Origin of the sequence: Pseudomonas sp. SJZ080 (assembly GCF_007828295.1) — a bacterium.
GTDB lineage: Bacteria > Pseudomonadota > Gammaproteobacteria > Pseudomonadales > Pseudomonadaceae > Aquipseudomonas > Aquipseudomonas migulae_A.
Window position 1 is genome coordinate 123,710 of sequence record NZ_VIUK01000003.1, and the last position, 21,539, is coordinate 145,248.

Below are 21,539 nucleotides of genomic sequence, written 5' to 3' on the forward strand. Positions count from 1 at the left end.
TGTAGGAACCGGCTTGCTGCGGGCGGCGCTCCGACGATCAACGATAACGTGGTCTATCAGATGTATCACAACTCGACCTTCACCCAACTGACGGGCTGATCCAGCCAGTCGGCGAACTCATCGATAAAGCTCTGCTTGAACCCGGCCTCGGCCCAGTTGTTGAAGATGAACCCCAGGTTGGAAAACCCGCACTCCTGCAAGAAAAGAAAGCCGTTGATGTCATCTTCATGCCCGCATTCCGGGCAGATGAAGTTATCGGTGCGCCCCGGCATCCAGTCTTCGAGGCTTTCGAACAACGCTTCGCCGATTTCCTTGCGGCACTCGGGACAGCCTGCTTCGCCAAGGAAACCCTTGGCCGGCGTGTAGATGCAACGCTTGGTAATGATCTCGAGGCCATTGATCGGCTCGCCGAACGGCAGTGCTTCCGGGTGCAATACCACGGCACGGGCACCGTCGGCGATCGCGTGCCCCATGCGGTTGCCGGTACGGCCGCAAGTGGTCAGCTCTTCCTTGACGATGTTCTTGCGCACCAGCCACCGCACGACCGCCCTTGCCCGGGGTTCGTGCGCAGGCAGCGTAGAGATTTTCGGGACGATGATGCTTTGGGAATTCATGGGTGCAAGCCTGCTACGTCAATGGAAAGTTCTGCGGCGTACCGTTTGACGCTTTCGCGGGCAAGCCCGCTCCCACAAGGATTGGTGGTGTACATAAAAATCATGTTCACCCCGGTCACTGTGGGAGCGGGCTTGCCCGCGAAGGCGTCCGAGCGGGCGGCAGCTTAATCCCTGACACTCTGAGGTCAAGTACTCAAATACCGCCCGATCAACGCAATCCCGCTGGCCAGCACCAACCACGTCACCAGCCGCACGAACGCCTCGCGGGACAACTTCTTGGTCAGCCGCCGGCCGGCCCACAGCCCCAACGCCATGGCCGGCAACAAACACAGCGCCAACATCAACAAGGGTAGCTCGGCATACACACCCGCGACAGCAAACAGGCTCAGGCGCACGACGGTGCTGCAACTGATCAGTGCGCTCTGGGTTGCCCGCGCCGCGTCTTTCGGTAACCGGCTGTTCAAATAGATCGCATATAAAAAGCCGCCACTGCCAAACAGCGCACCGAACATCCCGCCGACCGTGCCCATCGGCACCGCCCAACCTGCCGACAACTGCATCGGCCGGGTTTTGACCCACAGGCTGTAAACCGCATAGACGCTGATGAACAGCCCCATCAATAGCAGCAACAGGTCGGATTTCAGGCTCAGCAGAAAGATCACACCCAGCGTGCAACCCACCGCCATGCAGGGCAGCAGCCGCAGCAGTTCCGGCCTGGCGACATCCCGTCGCGAGGGCAACAGATTGCCGAACGCCGCGACAAAATCCAGCAGCACCAGCAACGGCACGATCTTCGACAGCGGCATGAACAGAATCAGAATCGGCCCGGCCACCAGTGCAGTGCCGAACCCGGCGATGCCAAACACGATATAAGCCAGCGCGATGCCTGATCCGATCACCAGCCAATCCGTCGCGCCGAATGGCCATTGGTGCAACAACTCAAGCACGTTCATCTGCACGCCTTCATTAAATACCTGTGATGACTTTAGCCAGCGCCGAGCCTTGCGACTAATATCTTCAAAGTGGCCCTCTCATCTCAAAAAGGCATACCTTGTGCTTTCAACCCGTCAATTGCGTTACTTCGTGGAAATCGCCGAGTGCGGGAGTTTCAGCGCCGCCGCCGAACGACTGTTCATTGCTCAATCGGCCCTGAGCCGGCAAATAAAGGACATGGAAACCCGCCTGCAAACGCCGTTGTTCGAGCGTACGGCACGCTTGCCTCGACTAACGGCCGCCGGTGAAGCCTTCCTGCCGCGGGCCAGAAACCTGTTGAACGAATTGACCAAAGCCAGTGAGATGGCCACCCAGGTCGGCAATGGAGAACTCGGCACCTTACGTCTTAGTCACTCAAGCACCGTGCCCATGAGTGGCCGCCTGCTGCGAGGCATCAGCGACTACCTGAGCCAGCATGCCGGCGTGTCCATGGACATCGCCAAGCTGTCCTCCGAAGCGCAACTTGAAGCGTTGGCCGACAACCGGCTGGATGTCGGACTGCTGCGCCTGCCGGTGTTGCGCCAACGTGAAGGCGTGCAGATTGTTCCTTTGTATAGCGAACGATTGCTGCTGGCCGTTCCGCCCCATCATCGGCTGGCTGTGGATAAGTCCACGCAGGGCATCGATCTGGCGCAACTCAAGGATGAGGCGTTTATCTCCATTCCTCATCCTCAGCGTGGAGGGTTGAGTTATCTGTCCGCCGAGCTGTGCATGCGTCAGGGTTTCTTTCCAAAAGCGGCCCGCGTGGTGTCGCGCAAAACCACGCAACTGCAATTGATTCAGGCCGGGTTCGGCATCGCCCTGCTGCCGGAGTCGATGCAGGACATCGCGCCGCCCGACATTCATTTCCTGCCCCTGGCCGACCCGGATTGCCACAGCACCGTCGCCCTCGCCTGCCGGCAGAATCCCACAGCATTGGTCGAACACTTCCTCAAAACCTGCACAAACTCCTGTGGGAACAGGCTTGCTCGCGATAGCGGTCGAACATTCAACATCAATGTCGACTGACACACCGCTATCGCGAGCAAGCCCGCTCCCACAAGGGATTTGCGTTGATTCATGGAGATTCAGCGACGAATGCCTTTATCATGCGCCCCATGATTAAAGATCCCTTTGCAAGACTTGGCCTGGACCGTGAAGTCCTGACTGTCAGCCAGCTCAACGGCCGCGCGCGGGTGTTGCTCGAAGACGTGTTCAGCAATATCTGGGTCGAAGGTGAAATCTCCAACCTCGCGCGCCCGGCGTCCGGCCATGTGTATTTCACGTTGAAAGACAGCGGCGCCCAAGTGCGTTGCGCATTATTCCGGCAGAACGCGGCGCGGGTTCGCCAGGCGCTGAAGGATGGTCTGGCGGTCAAGGTGCGCGGCAAGGTTTCGCTGTTCGAAGGGCGCGGCGACTATCAGCTGATCCTCGACACCGTCGAGCCGGCCGGTGACGGTGCACTGCGCCTGGCCTTCGATGCCTTGAAGGAAAAGCTCAGCGCCGAAGGCCTGTTCAGCGCCGAACGCAAAGTGCCGCTGCCGGCGCATCCGCAGCGCATTGGCATCATCAGTTCGCCGACCGGCGCAGTGATCCGCGACATCATCAGCGTATTCCGCCGCCGTGCGCCCCAGGTGCAACTGACACTGATCCCCACCGCCGTGCAGGGCCGCGAGGCCACCGTGCAGATTGTCCGCGCGCTGAAACTGGCGGACGCTCGTGGTTTCGATGCGTTGATCCTGGCCCGTGGCGGCGGCTCGCTGGAAGACCTGTGGTGTTTCAACGAAGAAGCCGTGGCCCGTGCCGTGGATGCTTGCGTGACGCCGATCGTCAGCGCCGTCGGCCATGAAACCGATGTATCGATCAGCGACTTCGTGGCCGACGTTCGCGCCCCGACACCGTCCGCCGCCGCTGAACTGCTGGCGCCGGACTCCAGCGACCTGGTGCGCCGGGTCGAGAGCCTGCATCGACGCCTGGTGATGCGCATGCGCGACCGCCTGATGCGTGATCGGTTGCGCCTTGAAGGCATCTCCCGCCGCTTGCGCCACCCCGGCGAACGTCTGCGTCAGCAGGCGCAACGGCTGGATGATCTGGACATGCGCATGCGCCGCGCGTTCGAACGCAGCCTCAATACCCGTCGCGAACGCTTGATCCGCCTGGAAACCCGCCTCGCCGGGCAACATCCGGGCCGGCAACTGGCGATGCTGCGCCAGCGCCTCGACAGCCTCGCCGAACGCCTGCCCCGGGCCATCCGCGAAGGCCTCAAATCCCGTCGTCTGCAACTGCAAAGTCAGGTGCAGACGCTGCACGTGGTCAGCCCATTGGCGACCCTCGGCCGTGGCTATAGCATTTTGCTGGACGAGCGCGGTAACGCGATCCGCAACGCCGCGCAAACCCATAACGGCCAGCGCCTGAAAGCCAAACTGGGTGAAGGCGAACTGCACGTGCGGGTCGAAGACAATCACCTGACGCCTGTCACCCTTTCTTTACTGGATTGATCCATGCCGCGTTTTTTAGCTCCACTGCTGTTGCTGTGCCTGACCTTTAACGCCCACGCCGACAGCTACATCACCCGCCTGTTGAACAAACCGGTGCCGGGCGGTGTGGCGGTGGTGGATCTGGGCAGTGCTGCCCAGGCGCCGAAAGCCAGTTATCAAGGCAAACCGGTGCTGGTGGTCAAGGAGCAGAACAATTGGCTGGCGATTGTCGGTGTGCCGTTGACCGTCAAACCGGGGGCGCAATCCATCAGCAGCGGTGGTCGTAACCTGGGTTTCACCGTCGGCAACAAGAAATACCCGGAACAGCGCATCACCTTGAAAAACACTCAACAGGTCAATCCAGACCCGGACAATCTCAAGCGCATCGAGCGCGAACTGGCCGAGCAAATCGCCGCCTACCGCACGTTCAGTCCCAATACCCCAAGCAACCTGCTGCTGGACAAACCGGTCAACGGGCCGCTGTCGAGCAAGTTCGGTGTGCGCCGGTTCTTCAATGGTGAAGAGCGCAATCCGCACTCGGGCCTGGATTTCGCCGTGGGCGCCGGCACACCGATCAAGACCCCGGCCGCGGGCAAGGTGATCCTGATCGGTAACTACTTCTTTAATGGCAACACGGTGTTTGTCGACCATGGGCAGGGCTTTATCAGCATGTTCTGCCACATGTCGAAGATTGATGTGCAGGTCGGGCAACAACTGGCCCGTGGCGGCGTGGTAGGGAAGGTTGGCGCCACCGGGCGCGCGACCGGGCCGCATATGCACTGGAATGTCAGCCTGAATGATGCGCGGGTGGATCCGGCAATTTTCATTGGCGCGTTTCAGCCTTAAGTAGTCGGTGAGGCGTCTGTCCTCTTCGCGAGCAAGCCCGCTCCCACATTAGAATTTCGGCGGGGCTCGCTCCGATCAAATGTGGGAGCGGGCTTGCTCGCGAAGACAACATCGAGGACGCGACCTATCTCAGCCCTGTACCCAGACTCCGCAATTGCGCATCCCTCAAACCTCGCGCAAACATCCACAACATCACTCCCTTTCACCGCAATAAAATCTCGATAAATCTCCCCATTCGAGTATTCCTCTCAATTTTTTTCGACTGCTTGCCATCCTTCACCCTCGCGGTTAGGGTTGAAGGCATGAAAACCTCTCACACCCTCATTCAGCTTCGCCAGCACCGCAGCCTGTGCCTCGTCAGCGCACGACTGCCGGGCTGAATCGCGACGCCTCGTCTTACGCTTTTCCCAAGAACATTTGATCTACCGGCAGGCCGCCTTTTTTCGGCCCACACAATAAGGATTTCCCGATGAGCATGCTCAAAGACCCGTCTTCGAAATACCGCGCGTTCCCGACCATCGACATCCCGGACCGCACCTGGCCGTCGAAGACCATTACCGCAGCGCCGATCTGGTGCAGCTCCGACCTTCGCGATGGCAACCAGTCGCTGATCGAGCCGATGGACGCGGTCAAGAAGCTGCGTTTCTGGAAAACCCTGGTGCAGGTCGGCGTGAAAGAAATCGAAGCCTCGTTCCCGGCTGCTTCGCAAACCGACTTCGACTTCGTGCGCACCCTGATCGAAGGCAACTACATCCCGGACGACACCACCATTCAGGTGCTGACACAGGGCCGTGAAGACCTGATCGCACGTACCTTCGAATCCTTGCGCGGGGCGAAGAAAGCCATCGTTCACCTGTACAACGCGACCTCCCCTTCCTTCCGCCGCATTGTCTTCAACCAGGACAAGGACGGGATCAAGGAAATCGCCGTGAGCGCGGCCAAGCTGTTCGTCAAATATGCCGCCCAGCAACCGGAAACCCAGTGGACCTTCGAGTACTCACCGGAAACCTTCAGCGCCACCGAACTGGAGTTCGCCAAGGAAGTCTGCGACGCGGTGATCGAAGTCTGGAACCCGACGCCCGAGCACAAGATGATCCTCAACCTGCCGGCCACCGTCGAATGCGCGACCCCGAACATTTATGCCGACCAGATCGAATGGTTCGGTCGTCACATCAACCGTCGTGACAGCGTGATCATCAGCCTGCACACCCACAACGACCGTGGCACCGGCGTGGCCGCCACCGAGCTGGGCCTGATGGCCGGCGCAGACCGTGTCGAAGGCTGCCTCTTCGGCAACGGCGAGCGTACCGGTAACGTCGATCTCGTGACCGTGGCACTGAACCTGTACACCCAGGGCATTCACCCTGAGCTGGACTTCTCCGACATCGACGGCGTGCGCAAAGTCGTCGAAGAATGCAACCAGATCCAGGTGCACCCGCGTCACCCGTACGTCGGCGACCTGGTTCACACCGCGTTCTCCGGCTCGCACCAGGACGCCATCCGCAAGGGCTTCGCCCAGCAGAAACCGGACGCCCTGTGGGAAGTGCCGTACTTGCCGATCGACCCGGCCGACATCGGCCGCAGCTACGAGGCGGTGATCCGCGTCAACAGCCAGTCGGGCAAGGGCGGTATCGCTTACCTGCTGGAACAGGAATACGGCATCAGCTTGCCGCGTCGCATGCAGATCGAGTTCAGCCAGGTCGTGCAGCGTGAAACCGATCGCCTGGGCCTCGAAATGACCGCCCAGCAGATCCACGCGTTGTTGCACAGCGAGTACTTGCAGGCCAACACCCCGTACGCGCTGGTCAGCCATCGCCTGCAGGAAGAGAACGGTCACAGCGCCGTCGAAGTGGAAGTCTCCGGCAAAGGCCAGGGCGAAACCAACCTGCACTGGCGCGGCAAGGGCAACGGCGCGCTGGAAGCGCTGGTGGCCGGTCTGCCGATTCCGGTGGAGATCATGGACTACAACGAACACGCGATCGGCGCGGGCACCAACGCCAAGGCAGCGGCCTACATCGAGCTGCGTGTGAACGGTGAACGTGCCGTGCATGGCGTCGGCATCGATGAAAACATCACCACCGCCAGCTTCAAGGCTCTGTTCAGTGCGCTGAACCGCTCGTTGAGCCAGCCGGAAGCGAAAGCGGCGTAAGCGTTCGCTGAAATGCAAAAGGCCCCAAGGTGCGAACCTCGGGGCCTTTTTGTTTGCCTGCTGTTTTTGTGCTGCCTGACAGGGCCTCTTCGCGAGCAAGCCCGCTCCCACATTTGACCGGTGTGAACACAACTCCAATGTGGGAGCGGGCTTGCTCGCGAAGAGGCCTTGTCAGGCAATACAGATTTCAGGCATGGTCACGGCAATCTGGACCTGGATTTCCATCACCTGCTGCGCCTTTTGCTCGTTGTCCTGGCTCTTCTGAGCACTGGCCAGTTGAGCTTGCTGTTCGGCGAGGACACGGCGTACGAGTTAATGGTGATGGTGCTCACGTTGATCATGGCTCACTACTCCTGGGCTGACCTTCCTATCGGCCTGCCTGGAAAAATCCGCACCCAGAATCGTTAACAGCCAGCCGATCAAGTGAACTCGAAGGTGTCAGCATCCAGATTCGCCGGGAAACGCGTGCGATAAGCCTGAAGGTCGGCGGCATTCAAAACCACCTGAAATACGCCATCGGCTTCGCCGGCACTGAGCAACGTCTCGCCCTGAAAATCCAGCACCTGACTGTCGCCGGTATACGCGAAACCTTTTCCGTCAGTCCCGATGCGATTCACCGCCGCCACATAACACAGGTTTTCGATCGCCCGTGCCGGCAGCAAACGGTTCCAGTGCTGACGCCGCGCACCCGGCCAATTCGCGGTGTACAGCAACAGGTCAGTGTCCTGGGCATCGCGGCTCCACACCGGGAAACGCAAGTCGTAGCAAATCAGCGGCCGCACACGCCAGCCTTTGAGCTCGAACTGCACCTGGCGCTCACCTGGCGTGTAGTGATTGTGCTCGCCCGCCATGCGGAACAGGTGACGCTTGTCGTAGTGCCAGACTTCACCGTCCGGCCGTGCCCACAACAGGCGATTGCGATGACTGCCGTCGGCGGCCTGAACGATGATGCTGCCGGTGATCACGGCATCGAGTTGCGCAGCCCGTGCGCGCAGCCATTTGCTGGTCGGACCATTTTCCGGTTCGGCGAGCGTCTCGGATTCCATGGAGAAACCCGTGGTGAACATCTCCGGCAGGATGATCAGGTCAGCGCCGCGAGCCTGTTCCAGCAGTTGCTCAAAATGCTCCAGATTGGCCTGGCGGTCGTGCCAGGCCAGGGTCGTCTGGACCAGCGCAATGTTCAGGTTGGGCAGTGCACTCAGATCACGCATAGTTTTGCCGCTGCTTCACGCAGGGTCTCCTCACGCTTGGCAAAGCACAGACGCACCAGGCGCTGGCCTTCGGGCGGTGTCTGGTAGAACACCGAGATCGGGATGCTCGCCACGCCGTGTTCGCGGGTCATCCACAGCGCCATCTCGACGTCGTTGAGGTCCGGTCGGATCTGCGAGTAATCGACCAACTGGAAATAGGTGCCGGTCACGCGGGTGAAACTGAAGCGCGATGGCGTCAGAAGGTCGCAGAACAGGTCGCGCTTGGCCTGATAAAAAGCCGGCAGCTCTTCGACATGCTCCGGGTGCTCAGCCATGAAATCGGCCAAGGCAAATTGCAGCGGCGTCACGCCGCAGAAACTGACGTACTGGTGAACCTTGCGCAATTCCGCCGTCAGGGCCGGCGGTGCGACCACATAACCGGTTTTCCAGCCGGTGACGTGATAGGTCTTGCCAAACGAACTGACCACAAAGGCACGCTGATACAGCTCTTCGTGATTCAGCACACTGACGTGAGGCACACCGTCGAACACCAGGTGTTCGTAGACTTCGTCGCTGACGAGGTAGATATCGCGATCACGAATCAGATCCGCCAACTGATCCAGCTCGGCACGGCTGATCAGTGCGCCACTCGGGTTGTGCGGGGTGTTCAGCACAATCATCCGCGTGCGCGGCGTAATGGCCTCCGCCAGTTTCTGGAAGTCGATGGAGAAGTCATTCAGCCCGAGCTGCACATGCACGCAACGACCACCGGCCAGTTCAACCGACGGCTCGTAACTGTCGTAGCACGGATCGAACACGATCACTTCGTCGCCGCTGTGGATAACCGCCTGAATCGCGCAGAAGATCGCCTGGGTGGCGCCGGGCGTGATGGTCACTTCGTTGTCGGCATCGACATTGATGCCGTAGCTGCGAGCGATCTTCGCCGCCACTTGCTGGCGCAGCGCCGGCAGGCCCGTCATCGGCGAATACTGGTTGTGGCCATTGGCAACATGCCGACCGACCGCATCGCACAGGGCCTGCGGTGCATCGAAATCGGGAAAACCCTGGGACAGGTTGATCGCCCCGGTTTGCGCCGCGAGCTGAGACATCTGCGTGAAGATAGTGATGCCGACATTCGGCAGCTTACTGGTGATCATCGGTGATTCCCTGCTCTACACCCGGCTCTAACGGCGGCGCGGGAGAGCCCGAGGATAGCCCAAACGGCGCCCATAAAAAAAGGGCGCTCTGGTGAGCGCCCTTTTTACTGCCGTCCCCCTGTAGGAGCCGGCTTGCTGGCGATGGCATCACTGCGGTATTTCATATAAACCGCGGTGATGCCATCGCCAGCAAGCCGGCTCCTACAAAAGCATCAACGCTTGTCGCGGCGCTTCTTGTCGGCTTTCTTGTGGTGCGACATCAAGCGACGCTTCTTGTTGACCTGACGGTCGGTGAGCGAGTTCTTGTTGCCTTCGTACGGGTTCTCGCCGCCCTTGAACTCGATGCGGATCGGCGTACCGACCAGTTTCAAGACACGACGGTAAGTGTTTTCCAGATAACGGACGTAAGACTTCGGCACCTTCTCGATCTGGTTACCGTGAATCACGATGATCGGCGGGTTCGCACCACCCAAGTGGGCATAACGCAGCTTGATCCGGCGGTTGTTGACCATCGGCGGCGCGTGTTCACCGACCGCATCTTCCAGGATCTGGGTCAGGCGGTTGGTCGGCCAGCGGGTGACCGCAGACTTGAACGAGTTCTGTACGGAGGCATACAGGTTGCCCACGCCAGTGCCGTGCAGGGCCGAGATGAAGTGGATGTCGGCGTAGTCAACGAAGAACAGTCGACGTTGCAGCTCGACCTTCACGAAGTCACGCTCGCTCGGCGTCATGCCGTCCCACTTGTTGATCGCGATGACCAGCGCACGACCCGATTCAATGGCGAAACCCAGCAGGTTCAGGTCGTGGTCCACCACGCCTTCGCGGGCGTCCATCACGAAGATCACCACGTTGGCGTCTTTGATCGCCTGCAGGGTTTTGACCACGGAGAACTTTTCGACTTCCTCGTGGATCTTGCCGCGCTTGCGCACACCGGCGGTGTCGATCAGCGTGTACTTCTCGTCGTTGCGCTCGAACGGGATGTAGATACTGTCGCGGGTAGTGCCGGGTTGGTCATACACGATTACGCGGTCTTCACCGAGCATGCGGTTGACCAGGGTCGACTTGCCGACGTTCGGGCGACCGATGATCGCGATCTTGATCCCGTCTTTTTCGCTCGGGCCAGGAATGCGCTTGGCTTCCTCGCCTTCGGCAACGATTTCTTCTTCGCCGTCTTCCGGTTCTTCTTCGTCTTTCGGGAAGTCGCTCAGGGCGATTTCCAGCATCTGGGTGATGCCACGACCATGAGCACCGGCGATAGGGATCGCGTGGCCCATGCCCAACGGGGCGAACTCGGCGCGGGCCATTTCAGGGTCGATGTTGTCGACCTTGTTGGCAACCACGTAGGAACGCTTGTTACGTTTGCGCAAATGCTCGGCGATCATCTGGTCGGCGGCGGTGAAACCGGCCTTGGCATCTACCAGGAACAGAACGACATCGGCTTCTTCAATGGCCAGCAGCGACTGCTCGGCCATTTTTTCGTCCATACCGTGCTCGTCACCGGAGATACCGCCGGTGTCGACCAGAATGTAGGAACGCCCTTGCCACTTGGCCTCACCGTATTGGCGATCACGGGTCAGACCGGACAAGTCGCCGACGATGGCGTCGCGAGTCCTGGTCAGGCGGTTGAACAAGGTGGACTTGCCGACGTTCGGTCGGCCCACCAGGGCGATTACGGGAACCATGCGGCTCTCCACTTCGTTATTTCAGAAAATACAAAAGCCGCTGCGAGGCAGCGGCTGGTGCTCGGGGCAATCACTGTGTGTGTTTCTGCAGGAGCGAGCTTGCTCGCGAAAAACGCAAAGACACCGCGTCTATTCAGGTTGCCAACGTAATCGTCGACGTCCATCGCGAGCAGGCTCGCTCCCACATTCATACCCACAAGTGAAGCAGCCTGGGGTGTTAACCCCAAGCATAGTTGTTACTTGATGGTCAGGGCTTCCAGTTTGCCGCTGTTGCCATACAGATAAATCGTGTCACCCACCACCAGCGGACGGGCACGCAGGCCGTCGCTGTCGATGCGCTCGCGGCCGACGAAGCGACCGTCCACCTGGCTCAGCAGGTGCACGTAACCTTCCATGTCACCGACTGCAACATAGCTGGAGAACACTTCCGGAGCCGACAGTTGACGGCGAGCCAGCGAATCGTTGCTCCACAAAGCCGTGGTGGAACGCTCGTCGACGCCTTCAACCGTGCCCGAAGACAGGCTCACATAAACAGTGCCGAAACCCTGGGCCACGCCCGCATAGCTGGAAGCATCACGCTGCCAGAGTTGACGACCGCTTTCCAGGTCCAGTGCCGCAACGCGACCCTGATAGCTGGCGACGTACAGCGTACCGCCGGACAGCAGCAAGCCACCGTCGATATCGACAACGCGTTCCAGTTCCGAACGACCTTGTGGAATCGCTACCCGCTGTTCCCACACCGGCACGCCGTTGGAGATATCGAGCGCAACCACTTTACCGGTCGACAGGCCAGCCACCGCGAGGCGGTTGGTGACGATCGGTGCACTGGTGCCGCGCAGCGTCAGGACCGCAGGCGTGCTGTCATACAACCAGCGCTGGTTGCCGGTGGCGGCATCCAGACCGATCAGACGGTCGTCCTGAGTCTGAACGACCACCACGTCACCGTTGTTGGCCGGCGGTGCGAGGACTTCGCTGGACACGCGAGCGCGCCATTTCTCTTCACCGTTGGTGGCGTCCATCGCAACGATTTCGCCCTTGGTCGTACCGATCACGAGCAAGCCGTAACCTACGCCAACGGCGCCGGAAACAGGCAGTTCGAGGTCTTTCTTCCATTTGACGTCGCCATTGCTGCGATCCATCGCCATCACCACACCAGTGACGTCGGCGGCATAGATGGTATCGCCATCGATCGCCGGAACCAGCATGTTGTAGGTTTCGCCCTGACCGTCACCGATCGAACGACTCCACTGCTTTTGCAGGACCACTTCTTCTTTGAAGTCGACCAGCTCGGCAGGCGGCAATTCTTTTTTGCTGTTGCTGCTGCAACCCGCGGCCAATACGGCCAGAGCCAGCAATGCTGCATGTTTCCAACGGATCACGTCACGCATCCCCTTTGGCCAGATCGTCCAGCTTGATTTGTAGGCCACCGACTGCCGCTTCATCCGACAGTGCCGCCTTGGCTTTTTGATACGCAGCGTTCGCTTCATCAGTACGACCCAACTGCACCAGCAGGTCGCCCTTGAGTTCTTCGCGAGTGGCGAGGAATGCTTTATCGGCATCGCCTTCGAGCAGTTTCAGGGCTTCATCGGCCTTGTTCTGCGCAGCCAGTACCTGCGCCAGGCGCTGACGGGCGATTTCGCCCAGTGCCGGGTTGGCCGGTTTGGCAACGATGGCTTTCAGTTCGGTGGCGGCGTCGTCCAGCTTGCCGCTGTCGACCGCGACTTTCGCCACGAACAGGCTGCCGTACTGCGCGTAGGCGGTGCCGCCGAACTCGCTGTTGAGCTTGCCGGCCAGGTCCGAAACACGGGCGGCGTCAGGCTTGCCGTCAGGCGTCAGCGTGGTTTCGAGCAATTGCTGATAGAGAATCGAGGCGCTTTGCGACTGATTGCTCTGATACTTGTGATAGGCCTGCCAGCCGAACACGATGACCAGCGCCAACAGGCCGCCAGTGACCAGGGGCTTGCCGTTGCGTGACCACCAGTCCTTAAAATCCGCCAGTTGTTCGTCTTCGGTACTCGACACCCCAATACTCCTTAATCGCTAAATCGGCTGTTTGACAGCTTCAACCCTGCACGACGCAGGTGGCCAGGTGTGCAGCAAGCGCATCCCAGGCAATGCTTTGTTGTTCGCCCTGGCCACGCAGGGGTTTGAAACCTACCACTTGCTGGGCCATTTCGTCGTCACCGAGGATCAGCGCGTACAGCGCACCGCTCTTGTCGGCCTTCTTGAACTGGCTTTTGAAGCTGCCGGCGCCGGCATTGATCTGCAGGCGCAGGTTGGGCAATTGATCGCGAACCTTCTCGCTCAACGTCAGCGCAGCCAACTCGGCAGCCTCGCCGAATGCGCAAAGATAAACGTCGACCTGGCGGGAGATCTCTTCCGGGATCTGCTCCAGGGTTTCCAGCAGCAGCACGAGGCGCTCGATGCCCATGGCGAAACCTACGCCCGGGGTCGGCTTGCCGCCCATCTGCTCCACCAGACCGTCGTAACGACCGCCGGCACACACGGTGCCTTGAGCGCCCAACTTGTCGGTGACCCATTCGAAAACGGTCTTGCTGTAGTAATCCAGCCCGCGGACCAGCTTCGGGTTGATCACATAGGGAATGCCGGCAGCGTCCAGGCGAGCCTTGAGGCCCTCGAAGTGCACGCGGGATTCGTCGTCGAGGTAGTCGGCCATTTTCGGCGCGTCGACCAGGATCGCTTGAGTGTCGGCGTTCTTGGTGTCCAGAACCCGTAGCGGGTTGGTCTTCAGACGACGCTGGCTGTCTTCGTCGAGCTTGTCCAGGTGAGCGGACAGGAACTCGACCAGCGCTTCGCGATAACGACCACGGGATTCGCTGGTGCCCAGGCTGTTGAGCTCGAGCTTGACCGCATCACGGATGCCCAGCTCGCCCCACAGGCGCCAGGTCAGCACGATCAGCTCGGCGTCGATGTCCGGACCGTCGAGGTTGAACACCTCGACACCGATCTGGTGGAACTGGCGATAACGGCCTTTCTGCGGACGTTCATGGCGGAACATCGGGCCGATGTACCAGAGTTTCTGCACCTGGCCACCGCCGGTGATGCCGTGCTCGAGCACCGCACGCACGCAGGCCGCCGTGCCTTCTGGGCGCAGGGTCAGCGAATCGCCGTTGCGGTCTTCGAAGGTGTACATCTCTTTTTCGACGATGTCGGTCACTTCGCCGATCGAGCGCTTGAACAGCTCGGTGAACTCGACGATCGGCATGCGGATCTGCTTGTAACCGTAGTTATCCAGCAGACGCGAAACGGTGCCCTCGAAATGACGCCACAGGGGAGTCTGTTCGGGCAGGATGTCGTTCATGCCACGTATGGCTTGCAGAGACTTGCTCACTATCAATCCTTAAATTCGTTCGACTCAACCGCGGGCGATGACTGCCGCGTCGGCTTCGACCTTTTCGGCCGCTTTCTGGCGGATCAAGCGTTCGAGCTCATCCACCAGATTGTCATTCGTCAGTTTCTGCGACGGCTTGCCGTCGATGTAAATCAGGTTTGGCGTGCCGCCGGTCAAGCCGATATGGGCTTCCTTGGCTTCGCCCGGCCCGTTGACCACACAACCGATCACCGCGACATCCAGCGGCACCAGCAGGTCTTCGAGGCGCCCTTCCAGCTCGTTCATGGTCTTGACCACATCGAAGTTCTGCCGCGAGCAGCTCGGGCAGGCGATGAAGTTGATGCCACGGGAACGCAGGTGCAGGGATTTGAGAATGTCGTAGCCGACTTTCACTTCCTCGACCGGGTCGGCCGCCAACGAGATGCGGATAGTATCGCCAATACCTTCGGCGAGCAGCATACCGAGGCCTACGGCAGATTTCACCGTGCCGGAACGCAAACCACCGGCTTCGGTAATCCCCAGATGCAGCGGCTGGACGATTTCCTTGGCCAGCAGGCGGTAAGCGGCGACGGCCATGAACACGTCGGAGGCTTTCACGCTGACCTTGAAGTCCTGGAAGTTCAGGCGTTCAAGGTGCTCGACGTGACGCAGGGCAGACTCGACCAGCGCGGCCGGGGTCGGCTCGCCGTATTTCTTTTGCAGGTCTTTTTCCAGGGAGCCGGCGTTGACGCCGATGCGGATCGGAATCCCGCGATCACGGGCGGCATCGACCACCGCGCGCACGCGGTCTTCACGACCGATGTTGCCCGGGTTGATCCGCAGGCAGTCAACGCCCAGTTCGGCGACGCGCAGCGCGATCTTGTAGTCGAAGTGAATGTCGGCCACCAGCGGCACTTTGACCAGTTGCTTGATCTTGCCGAAGGCTTCGGCGGCGTCCATGTCCGGCACCGAAACCCGCACGATATCGACACCAGCGGCTTCCAGACGATTGATCTGGGCCACGGTGGCGGCGACGTCATTGGTGTCGCTGTTGGTCATGCTCTGCACAGCGATGGGCGCATCGCCGCCAACAGGCACGTTACCGACCCAGATTTTCCGGGATTCGCGACGCTTGATTGGAGATTCGCCGTGCATGACTTATTGACCCAACTTCAGGCGAGCAGTCTCGCCACTGGTGAACGGAGCGACATCGACCACCTGCCCGTTGTAGCTGACCTGCGCGCCACGGGCGAAGCCCAGACGCACGGCAAACGGCGGCTTGCCGCTGACGGTAACGTTTTCGCCTTTACGCTTGAGACCACTCAGCAGCACTTTGCCAGTGCCGTCGGTAACCTGGGTCCAGCAATCAGCAGTGAATTGCAATTGAACCTGACCCTGGCCGGCAGCTGGAGCAGCCGCTGCCGGTGCGGGAATGGTCGGCGTGACCGAAGCGCTCGCTGGCGGGGTCGCTACCACAGGTGCCGTCGGGGCTGGCGCTACCGGCGTCGCGACAACCGGCGCGGCGCTGTGTGTCGGTGCGGCAGGCGCTGGGGCCGCCGGTGCAGCTGGAGCGGCAGCAGGCGCAGTGGTTTCGGCTTCGGCCGGTTCTTCAGTCGAGCTTTCGGCTTGCGGCAATGCCAGCGACGTCGTGCCTTCTGCCTGACCTTCCGCGACAGCCTGGTCTTCCGGCTCGTCCAGCGGATGGATCTGGGTGGTGCCATCGGCGCCTTCGACTTCAACGTGTTCCGGGCTCAGGCTGACCTGGTCTTTGGTGCGCAAAGAGGTCTGATCCTGCCACCAGACAAAACCACCGCCGATCACCGCGATCAGCAGCAACAGGCTGACGATTCGCAAAATGGTGTGGGAAACCCGAACCGGTTCTTCGATGCGACCCAGGCTGTGGACATTGCTACCCTGGGAGTCGGTGCCGGTGGATTGGTCGAACTGCTGAACCAGAACGGTCTGGTCCATGCCCAGCAATTTGGCGTACGCGCGAATATAACCGCGGGCAAAAGTATGCCCAGGCAGCTTGTCGAAAGCGCCGGCTTCAAGATTGCTAAGGGAGTTAACGGTGAGGTTGAGCTTGAGGGCCACTTCGGCCAGCGACCAGCCATTGCTTTCGCGGGCCTGGCGCAAAGTCTCACCGGGGTTAACGCGATTCGCCGCTACAACTTCAGGATGCGCCGCTTTCATCATTGCTCCGACAGGTATTGCTGATATTCCGGCGTACCGGGATAGAGTCGTTTTAGTTGCAGGCCAAAACTGGCGGCCTTGTCGCGATCTTCGAACACTTTTGCCAGACGAACGCCGAGCAATAGACTACGTGCATTTTGCTCGGTGAGCAGGCTAAAACGGTCGTAATAGTCACGTGCGGGCACATAATGCCTGTCTTCGTAAGACAACTCAGCCATTTCCAGCAATGCACGGGGTTGTTGACGGTTCAAACGCAGGGCTTTTTCCAGTTGCTGCCGGGCCAGATCACGCTGGCCAAGCTTGGAAGCGGTCATGCCCAGGTTCTCGAACACCCGTGAACGCTCAGGATACAGGGTATCGGCGGCAGCTTGTTCGAAGCGCTCGTACGCCTCTTTGTAACGTTTCTGCTCGAAAAGAAAACTGCCGTAGTTATTCAGGATGCGTGCATCGTTGGACCGGGAGGACAGCGCCTTGCGAAAGTGCTCGTCCGCCAGCTCCGGCTCCATCTCCGCCTGAAACACCAGCCCCAAAGCGGCGTTGGCGTCGGGGTCCGAGCTGTCCAGTTCCAAGGCCTTTTTCAACGGGACCTTGGCGCGTTCGGTCATGCCCTGCTGCAAGTAGCCCAAACCCAGTTGCACATAGGCGACACGCGCTTCATCGCGGCCCTTGCTGGTCTTCATCGGGTTGAAATCGCCCGACAGAACGCAGCCAGTACAAAGACTGGCCAACAGCACAAGCAGCGCGAAGCGCAGGGACATAGAGATCCTCTCTTGATTTATTTCGCGGCGTTTTGCGCCATATCGTTGTCGGCGCTCAACTCGCGCACGGCGATATAACGTTCGCTGCGACGGGTGCGATCCAGCACCTGCCCTACCAATTGGCCACACGCGGCATCGATGTCTTCACCGCGGGTGGTGCGTACGGTGACATTGAAGCCTGCATGGTGAAGCTGATCCTGGAACCGGCGAATCGCGTTGTTGCTCGGGCGCTCGTAACCGGAATGCGGGAACGGGTTGAACGGAATCAGGTTGATCTTGCACGGGATGTTCTTGAGCAACTCGATCATCTCAACGGCATGTTCGACCTTGTCGTTGATGTCCTTGAGCAAGGTGTACTCGATGGTCAGCACGCGTTTTTCGCCCAGGGACGACATGTAGCGCTGGCACGACTCGAGCAGCATCTTAAGCGGATACTTCTTGTTGATCGGCACCAATTGGTTACGCAATGCGTCGTTCGGTGCGTGCAGGGACAACGCCAGGGAGACGTCGATGTGCTTGGACAGCTCATCGATCATCGGCACCACGCCGGAGGTCGACAGGGTCACACGGCGCTTGGAAATGCCGTAGCCCAGGTCGTCCATCATCAGATGCATGGCCGCAACGACGTTGTCGAAGTTCAGCAGCGGCTCGCCCATACCCATCATCACCACGTTGGTGATGGCACGGTCGGCGGTCGCCGGGATGCTGCCGAACGATTTATTGGCAATCCACACCTGACCGATAACTTCGGCGGCGGTGAGGTTGCTGTTGAAACCTTGCTTGCCGGTGGAGCAGAAACTGCAATCCAGGGCACAGCCTGCCTGGGACGAAACGCACAGAGTGCCGCGTTTGCCCTGGGGAATGTAAACGGTCTCGACGCAGCTGCCGGACGCCACGCGCACCACCCACTTACGGGTGCCGTCGGTGGAAATGTCCTCGCTGACGACCTCAGGACCGCGAACTTCGGCAATAGCCTTGAGCTTGTCGCGCAAGGCCTTGCTGACATTCGTCATGGCGTCGAAATCATCGACGCCAAGGTGGTGAATCCATTTCATTACCTGACCGGCACGGAAACGCTTCTCCCCGATTGAGTCGAAGAATTTTTCCATTTCCTGTTGAGTCAGACCCAGCAGGTTGGTTTTTACAGTCGATGTAGTCATGGATTCACCTTCACTCTTAAGCCAATGCTTAGCGAGTGGTTACTTCAGTAGCTGCGAAGAAGTACGAGATTTCGCGAGCAGCAGCGGCTTCGGAGTCCGAGCCGTGTACAGCGTTGGCGTCGATGGAATCAGCGAAGTCAGCACGGATGGTGCCGGCAGCAGCTTCTTTAGGGTTGGTAGCGCCCATCAGCTCACGGTTCAGAGCGATAGCGTTTTCGCCTTCCAGAACCTGAACGACAACCGGACCGGAGATCATGAAAGCAACCAGGTCGTTGAAGAAACCACGAGCGCTGTGCTCAGCGTAGAAGCCTTCAGCTTCGGCTTTGGACAGTTGCTTCAGTTTCGAAGCTACAACGCGCAGGCCTGCTTTTTCGAAACGAGTGGTGATCTCGCCGATGACGTTTTTTGCAACAGCGTCAGGCTTGATGATGGAGAAAGTACGTTGAACAGCCATGGTGTAACTCCAGAAACGGTAATTTGTGAAAAATTAAACCCGCGAATTATACGCGGGTTCTTGGGTATTGCCTAACTGCGTACGGTGCAGAATCAGTCTGCTTCTTCGATCCAGGCGGCCTGAATGGCTTCAAGCACCTTCTCGCCACCGCGTGTCGGATCATCGCTGAACTCCGGCAACGCCAGCACCCATTGGTGCAGATCGACGAAGTTCACGTAACGCGGGTCTACATCGGGCTTTGACTCAGCCAGCTGGATCGCGATTTCCAGCACATCAACCCATTTCAGGCTCATGACAGTTCCCTTGAATCAGTGCGGCGCTTCGGCGGCGTGGTTGAGCGAGTATTTCGGAATCTCGATGGTCAGGTCTTCGGTCCCGACGATCGCCTGGCAGGCCAGACGCGATTGAGCTTCCAGACCCCAGGCACGATCGAGGAAATCTTCTTCCAGCTCGTCCGCTTCTTCCAGCGAATCAAACCCTTCTCGAACGATGCAGTGACAAGTGGTGCAGGCGCAAACGCCGCCACAGGCACTTTCCATCTCGATGTGGTGCTCATGGGCCAGCTCGAGAATGGAGATGCCGGGCTCAGCCTCGACAACCATGCCTTCCGGGCAGAACTTCTCGTGGGGCAGAAAAATGACCTGCGGCATCAGTTATCCTCGATTTCATTCAGGTTGCGCCCTGCCAGCGCGGCTTTCACCGTCGAGTCCAGGCGGCGGGCAGCAAAGGCATCGGTCACTTGCGACAGACGCTTGGTCTGCTGCTCGATGGCGTAACCATCGGTACCTTTCATCAGTTCGGTCAGTTCCTGCATCTGCAGCTCGATAACCATGCGCTCTTCGGCGTCGAGCAAACGCTCGCCGTCAGCCTCGAGGGCGGCTTGCACCGCCTCGATCAGGCGCTGGGCATCGACCTGCTGCTCACGCAGTACGCGGGCGACCTTGTCGTCATTGGCGTGCTGGAACGAATCCTTGAGCATCTTGGCGATTTCGCCGTCGGTCAGGCCGTAGGACGGCTTGACCTGAATGCTGGCTTCAACGCCCGAACCCAATTCACGGGCCGACACGCTGAGCAAGCCGTCGGCGTCGACCTGGAAGGTCACACGAATCTTCGCTGCACCCGCCACCATCGACGGGATGCCGCGCAACTCGAAGCGCGCCAGGGAGCGGCAGTCGCTGATCAGCTCACGCTCACCCTGCAACACGTGAATCGCCATGGCCGACTGACCATCTTTATAAGTGGTGAAGTCCTGGGCACGAGCGACGGGGATGGTGGTGTTGCGCGGAATCACCTTCTCCATCAGGCCGCCCATGGTTTCCAGCCCCAGGGACAACGGAATCACATCAAGCAACAGCAACTCATCGCCATCGCGCTTGTTGCCGGCCAGGGTATCGGCCTGGATCGCGGCACCGATGGCCACCACTTGATCCGGGTCGATTTCAGTCAATGGCTCACGACCAAAGGCTTCAGCGACCGCTTCGCGAACGCGAGGGACACGGGTCGAACCGCCGACCATGACCACGGCGTGCACTTCTTCCAGCTCGACGCCGGAATCGCGCACTGCGCGGCGGCAGGCTTTCAGGCTGCGAGCCACCATCGGTTCGATCAGTGCATTGAAGGCTTCACGGGTCAGCTGGGCTTTCCAGTCGCCATAAGCGACTTCAACAGCCGCGGCATTGGTCAGCGCTTCTTTGGCCGCGCAGGCGGTTTGCAGCAGATTGCGTTGCGCACCTGGATCGAGGTCGGCGGACAAACCGGCGCTCTCGATGATCCAGCCAGCAATGGCGTGGTCAAAGTCATCGCCGCCCAGGGCACTGTCGCCACCGGTCGCCAAAACTTCAAACACACCGCCGGTCAGACGCAGAATCGAAATATCGAAGGTGCCGCCGCCCAGGTCATAAATCGCGACCAGGCCTTCAGCGTGCTGATCCAGGCCGTAAGCCACAGCGGCAGCGGTCGGCTCATTGAGCAAACGCAGCACGTTCAGGCCGGCCAGCTTGGCCGCGTCCTTGGTGGCTTGACGCTGAGCATCGTCGAAATAGGCCGGAACGGTGATCACCGCACCCACCAGCTCGCCACCCAACGTCGCTTCGGCGCGCTGACGCAGCACTTTCAGGATATCGGCGGAGACTTCAACCGGACTTTTCGGCCCCTGGATGGTGTCGATGAACGGCATGTGCGACTCGCCGCCGACAAAGCGGTACGGCAGTTGCTCGCCCAATTGCTTGACGTCGGACAGACCACGACCCATCAAGCGCTTGACCGACAGCACGGTGTTCAAAGGATCGGTAGCGGCAGCCAGTTTGGCTGATTCGCCGACTTCGACGCGGTCGGCGTGATAGCGCACGGCAGACGGCAGGATGACCTGCCCGTCAGCGTCGGCCAGAGGCTCGGAAAGACCACTGCGCAATGCAGCGACCAACGAATTGGTAGTGCCCAAGTCGATCCCCACAGCCAGACGACGCTGGTGCGGTTGAGGACTTTGGCCGGGTTCGGCGATCTGCAGTAGGGCCATCGTGATCAGGACTTATCTGTATATCAGGCGTGCGACCGGAG

General features: G+C 59.9%; 21 protein-coding genes. 5 read left to right on the plus strand and 16 right to left on the minus strand.

Features of this window, described 5'->3' with window-relative positions; translation table 11 throughout:
* Positions 1–65 precede the first annotated feature (65 nt).
* Positions 66–614: a sugar ABC transporter ATPase gene (locus FBY04_RS05325; RefSeq protein WP_084320792.1), complete on the minus strand. Its 549-nt coding sequence runs from the start codon at positions 612–614 to the stop codon at positions 66–68.
* A 185-nt stretch (positions 615–799) separates the two neighbouring features.
* Positions 800–1,567: a sulfite exporter TauE/SafE family protein gene (locus FBY04_RS05330; protein ID WP_145314718.1), complete on the minus strand. Its 768-nt coding sequence runs from the start codon at positions 1,565–1,567 to the stop codon at positions 800–802.
* 100 nt (positions 1,568–1,667) lie between these two features.
* On the opposite strand from FBY04_RS05330, the gene FBY04_RS05335 reads away from it, so the two are divergent.
* The 5 genes from FBY04_RS05335 (at position 1,668) to FBY04_RS05355 (ending at position 7,466) form a co-directional block, all read left to right on the plus strand.
* Positions 1,668–2,615: a LysR family transcriptional regulator gene (locus FBY04_RS05335; protein WP_145314719.1), complete on the plus strand. Its 948-nt coding sequence runs from the start codon at positions 1,668–1,670 to the stop codon at positions 2,613–2,615.
* 89 nt (positions 2,616–2,704) lie between these two features.
* Positions 2,705–4,084, plus strand: coding sequence for an exodeoxyribonuclease VII large subunit (xseA, locus tag FBY04_RS05340; protein WP_145314859.1), 1,380 nt, complete (start codon positions 2,705–2,707; stop codon positions 4,082–4,084).
* 3 nt (positions 4,085–4,087) lie between these two features.
* A complete protein-coding gene (locus FBY04_RS05345; protein WP_145314720.1) occupies positions 4,088–4,909 on the plus strand; it encodes a M23 family metallopeptidase in 822 nt (273 codons plus the stop codon).
* Between the two features lie 469 nt (positions 4,910–5,378).
* Complete coding sequence (gene leuA, locus FBY04_RS05350) at positions 5,379–7,058, plus strand: 2-isopropylmalate synthase (RefSeq protein WP_145314721.1); 1,680 nt, start codon at positions 5,379–5,381, stop codon at positions 7,056–7,058.
* 168 nt (positions 7,059–7,226) lie between these two features.
* Entirely contained in the window at positions 7,227–7,466 is a 240-nt protein-coding gene (locus tag FBY04_RS05355) for a hypothetical protein (protein ID WP_145314722.1), read from the plus strand.
* An 11-nt stretch (positions 7,467–7,477) separates the two neighbouring features.
* Here the strand turns inward: FBY04_RS05355 and FBY04_RS05360 are convergent, their stop codons facing one another.
* The 14 genes from FBY04_RS05360 to hscA all read right to left on the minus strand — a co-directional run bounded on the left by FBY04_RS05360 (position 7,478) and on the right by hscA (position 21,498).
* A complete protein-coding gene (locus FBY04_RS05360) occupies positions 7,478–8,269 on the minus strand; it encodes an amidohydrolase (protein WP_084320786.1) in 792 nt (263 codons plus the stop codon).
* A complete protein-coding gene (locus FBY04_RS05365) occupies positions 8,257–9,405 on the minus strand; it encodes a pyridoxal phosphate-dependent aminotransferase (RefSeq protein ID WP_084320785.1) in 1,149 nt (382 codons plus the stop codon). The genes FBY04_RS05360 and FBY04_RS05365 overlap by 13 nt, the downstream gene beginning before the upstream one ends.
* A gap of 212 nt (positions 9,406–9,617) precedes the next feature.
* A complete protein-coding gene (gene der, locus FBY04_RS05370; RefSeq protein ID WP_017340309.1) occupies positions 9,618–11,087 on the minus strand; it encodes a ribosome biogenesis GTPase Der in 1,470 nt (489 codons plus the stop codon).
* Positions 11,088–11,323: 236 nt separating this feature from the next.
* Positions 11,324–12,475, minus strand: a complete 1,152-nt coding sequence (gene bamB / locus FBY04_RS05380; RefSeq protein WP_017340310.1) for an outer membrane protein assembly factor BamB — start codon at positions 12,473–12,475, stop codon at positions 11,324–11,326.
* A complete protein-coding gene (locus FBY04_RS05385; RefSeq protein WP_017340311.1) occupies positions 12,468–13,109 on the minus strand; it encodes a tetratricopeptide repeat protein in 642 nt (213 codons plus the stop codon). Before FBY04_RS05385 ends, bamB begins: the two co-directional genes overlap by 8 nt.
* A 40-nt stretch (positions 13,110–13,149) precedes the next feature.
* Positions 13,150–14,439: a histidine--tRNA ligase gene (gene hisS, locus FBY04_RS05390; protein WP_008042422.1), complete on the minus strand. Its 1,290-nt coding sequence runs from the start codon at positions 14,437–14,439 to the stop codon at positions 13,150–13,152.
* A 24-nt stretch (positions 14,440–14,463) separates the two neighbouring features.
* The gene (ispG, locus tag FBY04_RS05395) at positions 14,464–15,573 is read right to left on the minus strand and encodes a flavodoxin-dependent (E)-4-hydroxy-3-methylbut-2-enyl-diphosphate synthase (RefSeq protein WP_007903603.1); all 1,110 of its coding nucleotides are present in this window, start codon (positions 15,571–15,573) and stop codon (positions 14,464–14,466) included.
* A 3-nt stretch (positions 15,574–15,576) separates the two neighbouring features.
* A complete protein-coding gene (locus tag FBY04_RS05400) occupies positions 15,577–16,611 on the minus strand; it encodes a RodZ family helix-turn-helix domain-containing protein (RefSeq protein ID WP_145314724.1) in 1,035 nt (344 codons plus the stop codon).
* Complete coding sequence (gene pilW, locus FBY04_RS05405) at positions 16,611–17,369, minus strand: type IV pilus biogenesis/stability protein PilW (RefSeq protein ID WP_084320782.1); 759 nt, start codon at positions 17,367–17,369, stop codon at positions 16,611–16,613. The genes FBY04_RS05400 and pilW overlap by 1 nt, the downstream gene beginning before the upstream one ends.
* Positions 17,370–17,386: 17 nt before the next feature.
* Positions 17,387–18,529: a 23S rRNA (adenine(2503)-C(2))-methyltransferase RlmN gene (rlmN, locus tag FBY04_RS05410; protein ID WP_084320781.1), complete on the minus strand. Its 1,143-nt coding sequence runs from the start codon at positions 18,527–18,529 to the stop codon at positions 17,387–17,389.
* Between the two features lie 28 nt (positions 18,530–18,557).
* A complete protein-coding gene (gene ndk, locus FBY04_RS05415; RefSeq protein WP_007903599.1) occupies positions 18,558–18,983 on the minus strand; it encodes a nucleoside-diphosphate kinase in 426 nt (141 codons plus the stop codon).
* Positions 18,984–19,075: 92 nt separating this feature from the next.
* Complete coding sequence (gene iscX, locus FBY04_RS05420; protein WP_007941386.1) at positions 19,076–19,276, minus strand: Fe-S cluster assembly protein IscX; 201 nt, start codon at positions 19,274–19,276, stop codon at positions 19,076–19,078.
* A gap of 15 nt (positions 19,277–19,291) precedes the next feature.
* Entirely contained in the window at positions 19,292–19,633 is a 342-nt protein-coding gene (fdx, locus tag FBY04_RS05425; protein WP_007903596.1) for an ISC system 2Fe-2S type ferredoxin, read from the minus strand.
* Entirely contained in the window at positions 19,633–21,498 is a 1,866-nt protein-coding gene (gene hscA / locus FBY04_RS05430; RefSeq protein ID WP_145314725.1) for a Fe-S protein assembly chaperone HscA, read from the minus strand. The genes fdx and hscA overlap by 1 nt, the downstream gene beginning before the upstream one ends.
* Between the last annotated feature and the right edge of the window lie 41 nt (positions 21,499–21,539).

Bases quoted from the DNA above. Each gene is read 5' to 3' on its own strand.
- hscA (WP_145314725.1), bottom strand. From the start codon at position 21,498: ATGGCCCTACTGCAGATCGCCGAACCCGGCCAAAGTCCTCAACCGCAC.
- FBY04_RS05360 (WP_084320786.1), bottom strand. From the start codon at position 8,269: ATGCGTGATCTGAGTGCACTGCCCAACCTGAACATTGCGCTGGTCCAG.
- iscX (WP_007941386.1), bottom strand. From the start codon at position 19,276: ATGAGCCTGAAATGGGTTGATGTGCTGGAAATCGCGATCCAGCTGGCT.
- der (WP_017340309.1), bottom strand. From the start codon at position 11,087: ATGGTTCCCGTAATCGCCCTGGTGGGCCGACCGAACGTCGGCAAGTCC.
- FBY04_RS05325 (WP_084320792.1), bottom strand. From the start codon at position 614: ATGAATTCCCAAAGCATCATCGTCCCGAAAATCTCTACGCTGCCTGCG.
- fdx (WP_007903596.1), bottom strand. From the start codon at position 19,633: ATGCCGCAGGTCATTTTTCTGCCCCACGAGAAGTTCTGCCCGGAAGGC.
- rlmN (WP_084320781.1), bottom strand. From the start codon at position 18,529: ATGACTACATCGACTGTAAAAACCAACCTGCTGGGTCTGACTCAACAG.
- FBY04_RS05400 (WP_145314724.1), bottom strand. From the start codon at position 16,611: ATGAAAGCGGCGCATCCTGAAGTTGTAGCGGCGAATCGCGTTAACCCC.
- xseA (WP_145314859.1), top strand. From the start codon at position 2,705: ATGATTAAAGATCCCTTTGCAAGACTTGGCCTGGACCGTGAAGTCCTG.
- FBY04_RS05345 (WP_145314720.1), top strand. From the start codon at position 4,088: ATGCCGCGTTTTTTAGCTCCACTGCTGTTGCTGTGCCTGACCTTTAAC.
- FBY04_RS05365 (WP_084320785.1), bottom strand. From the start codon at position 9,405: ATGATCACCAGTAAGCTGCCGAATGTCGGCATCACTATCTTCACGCAG.
- ispG (WP_007903603.1), bottom strand. From the start codon at position 15,573: ATGCACGGCGAATCTCCAATCAAGCGTCGCGAATCCCGGAAAATCTGG.
- ndk (WP_007903599.1), bottom strand. From the start codon at position 18,983: ATGGCTGTTCAACGTACTTTCTCCATCATCAAGCCTGACGCTGTTGCA.
- FBY04_RS05330 (WP_145314718.1), bottom strand. From the start codon at position 1,567: ATGAACGTGCTTGAGTTGTTGCACCAATGGCCATTCGGCGCGACGGAT.
- bamB (WP_017340310.1), bottom strand. From the start codon at position 12,475: ATGCGTGACGTGATCCGTTGGAAACATGCAGCATTGCTGGCTCTGGCC.
- leuA (WP_145314721.1), top strand. From the start codon at position 5,379: ATGAGCATGCTCAAAGACCCGTCTTCGAAATACCGCGCGTTCCCGACC.
- pilW (WP_084320782.1), bottom strand. From the start codon at position 17,369: ATGTCCCTGCGCTTCGCGCTGCTTGTGCTGTTGGCCAGTCTTTGTACT.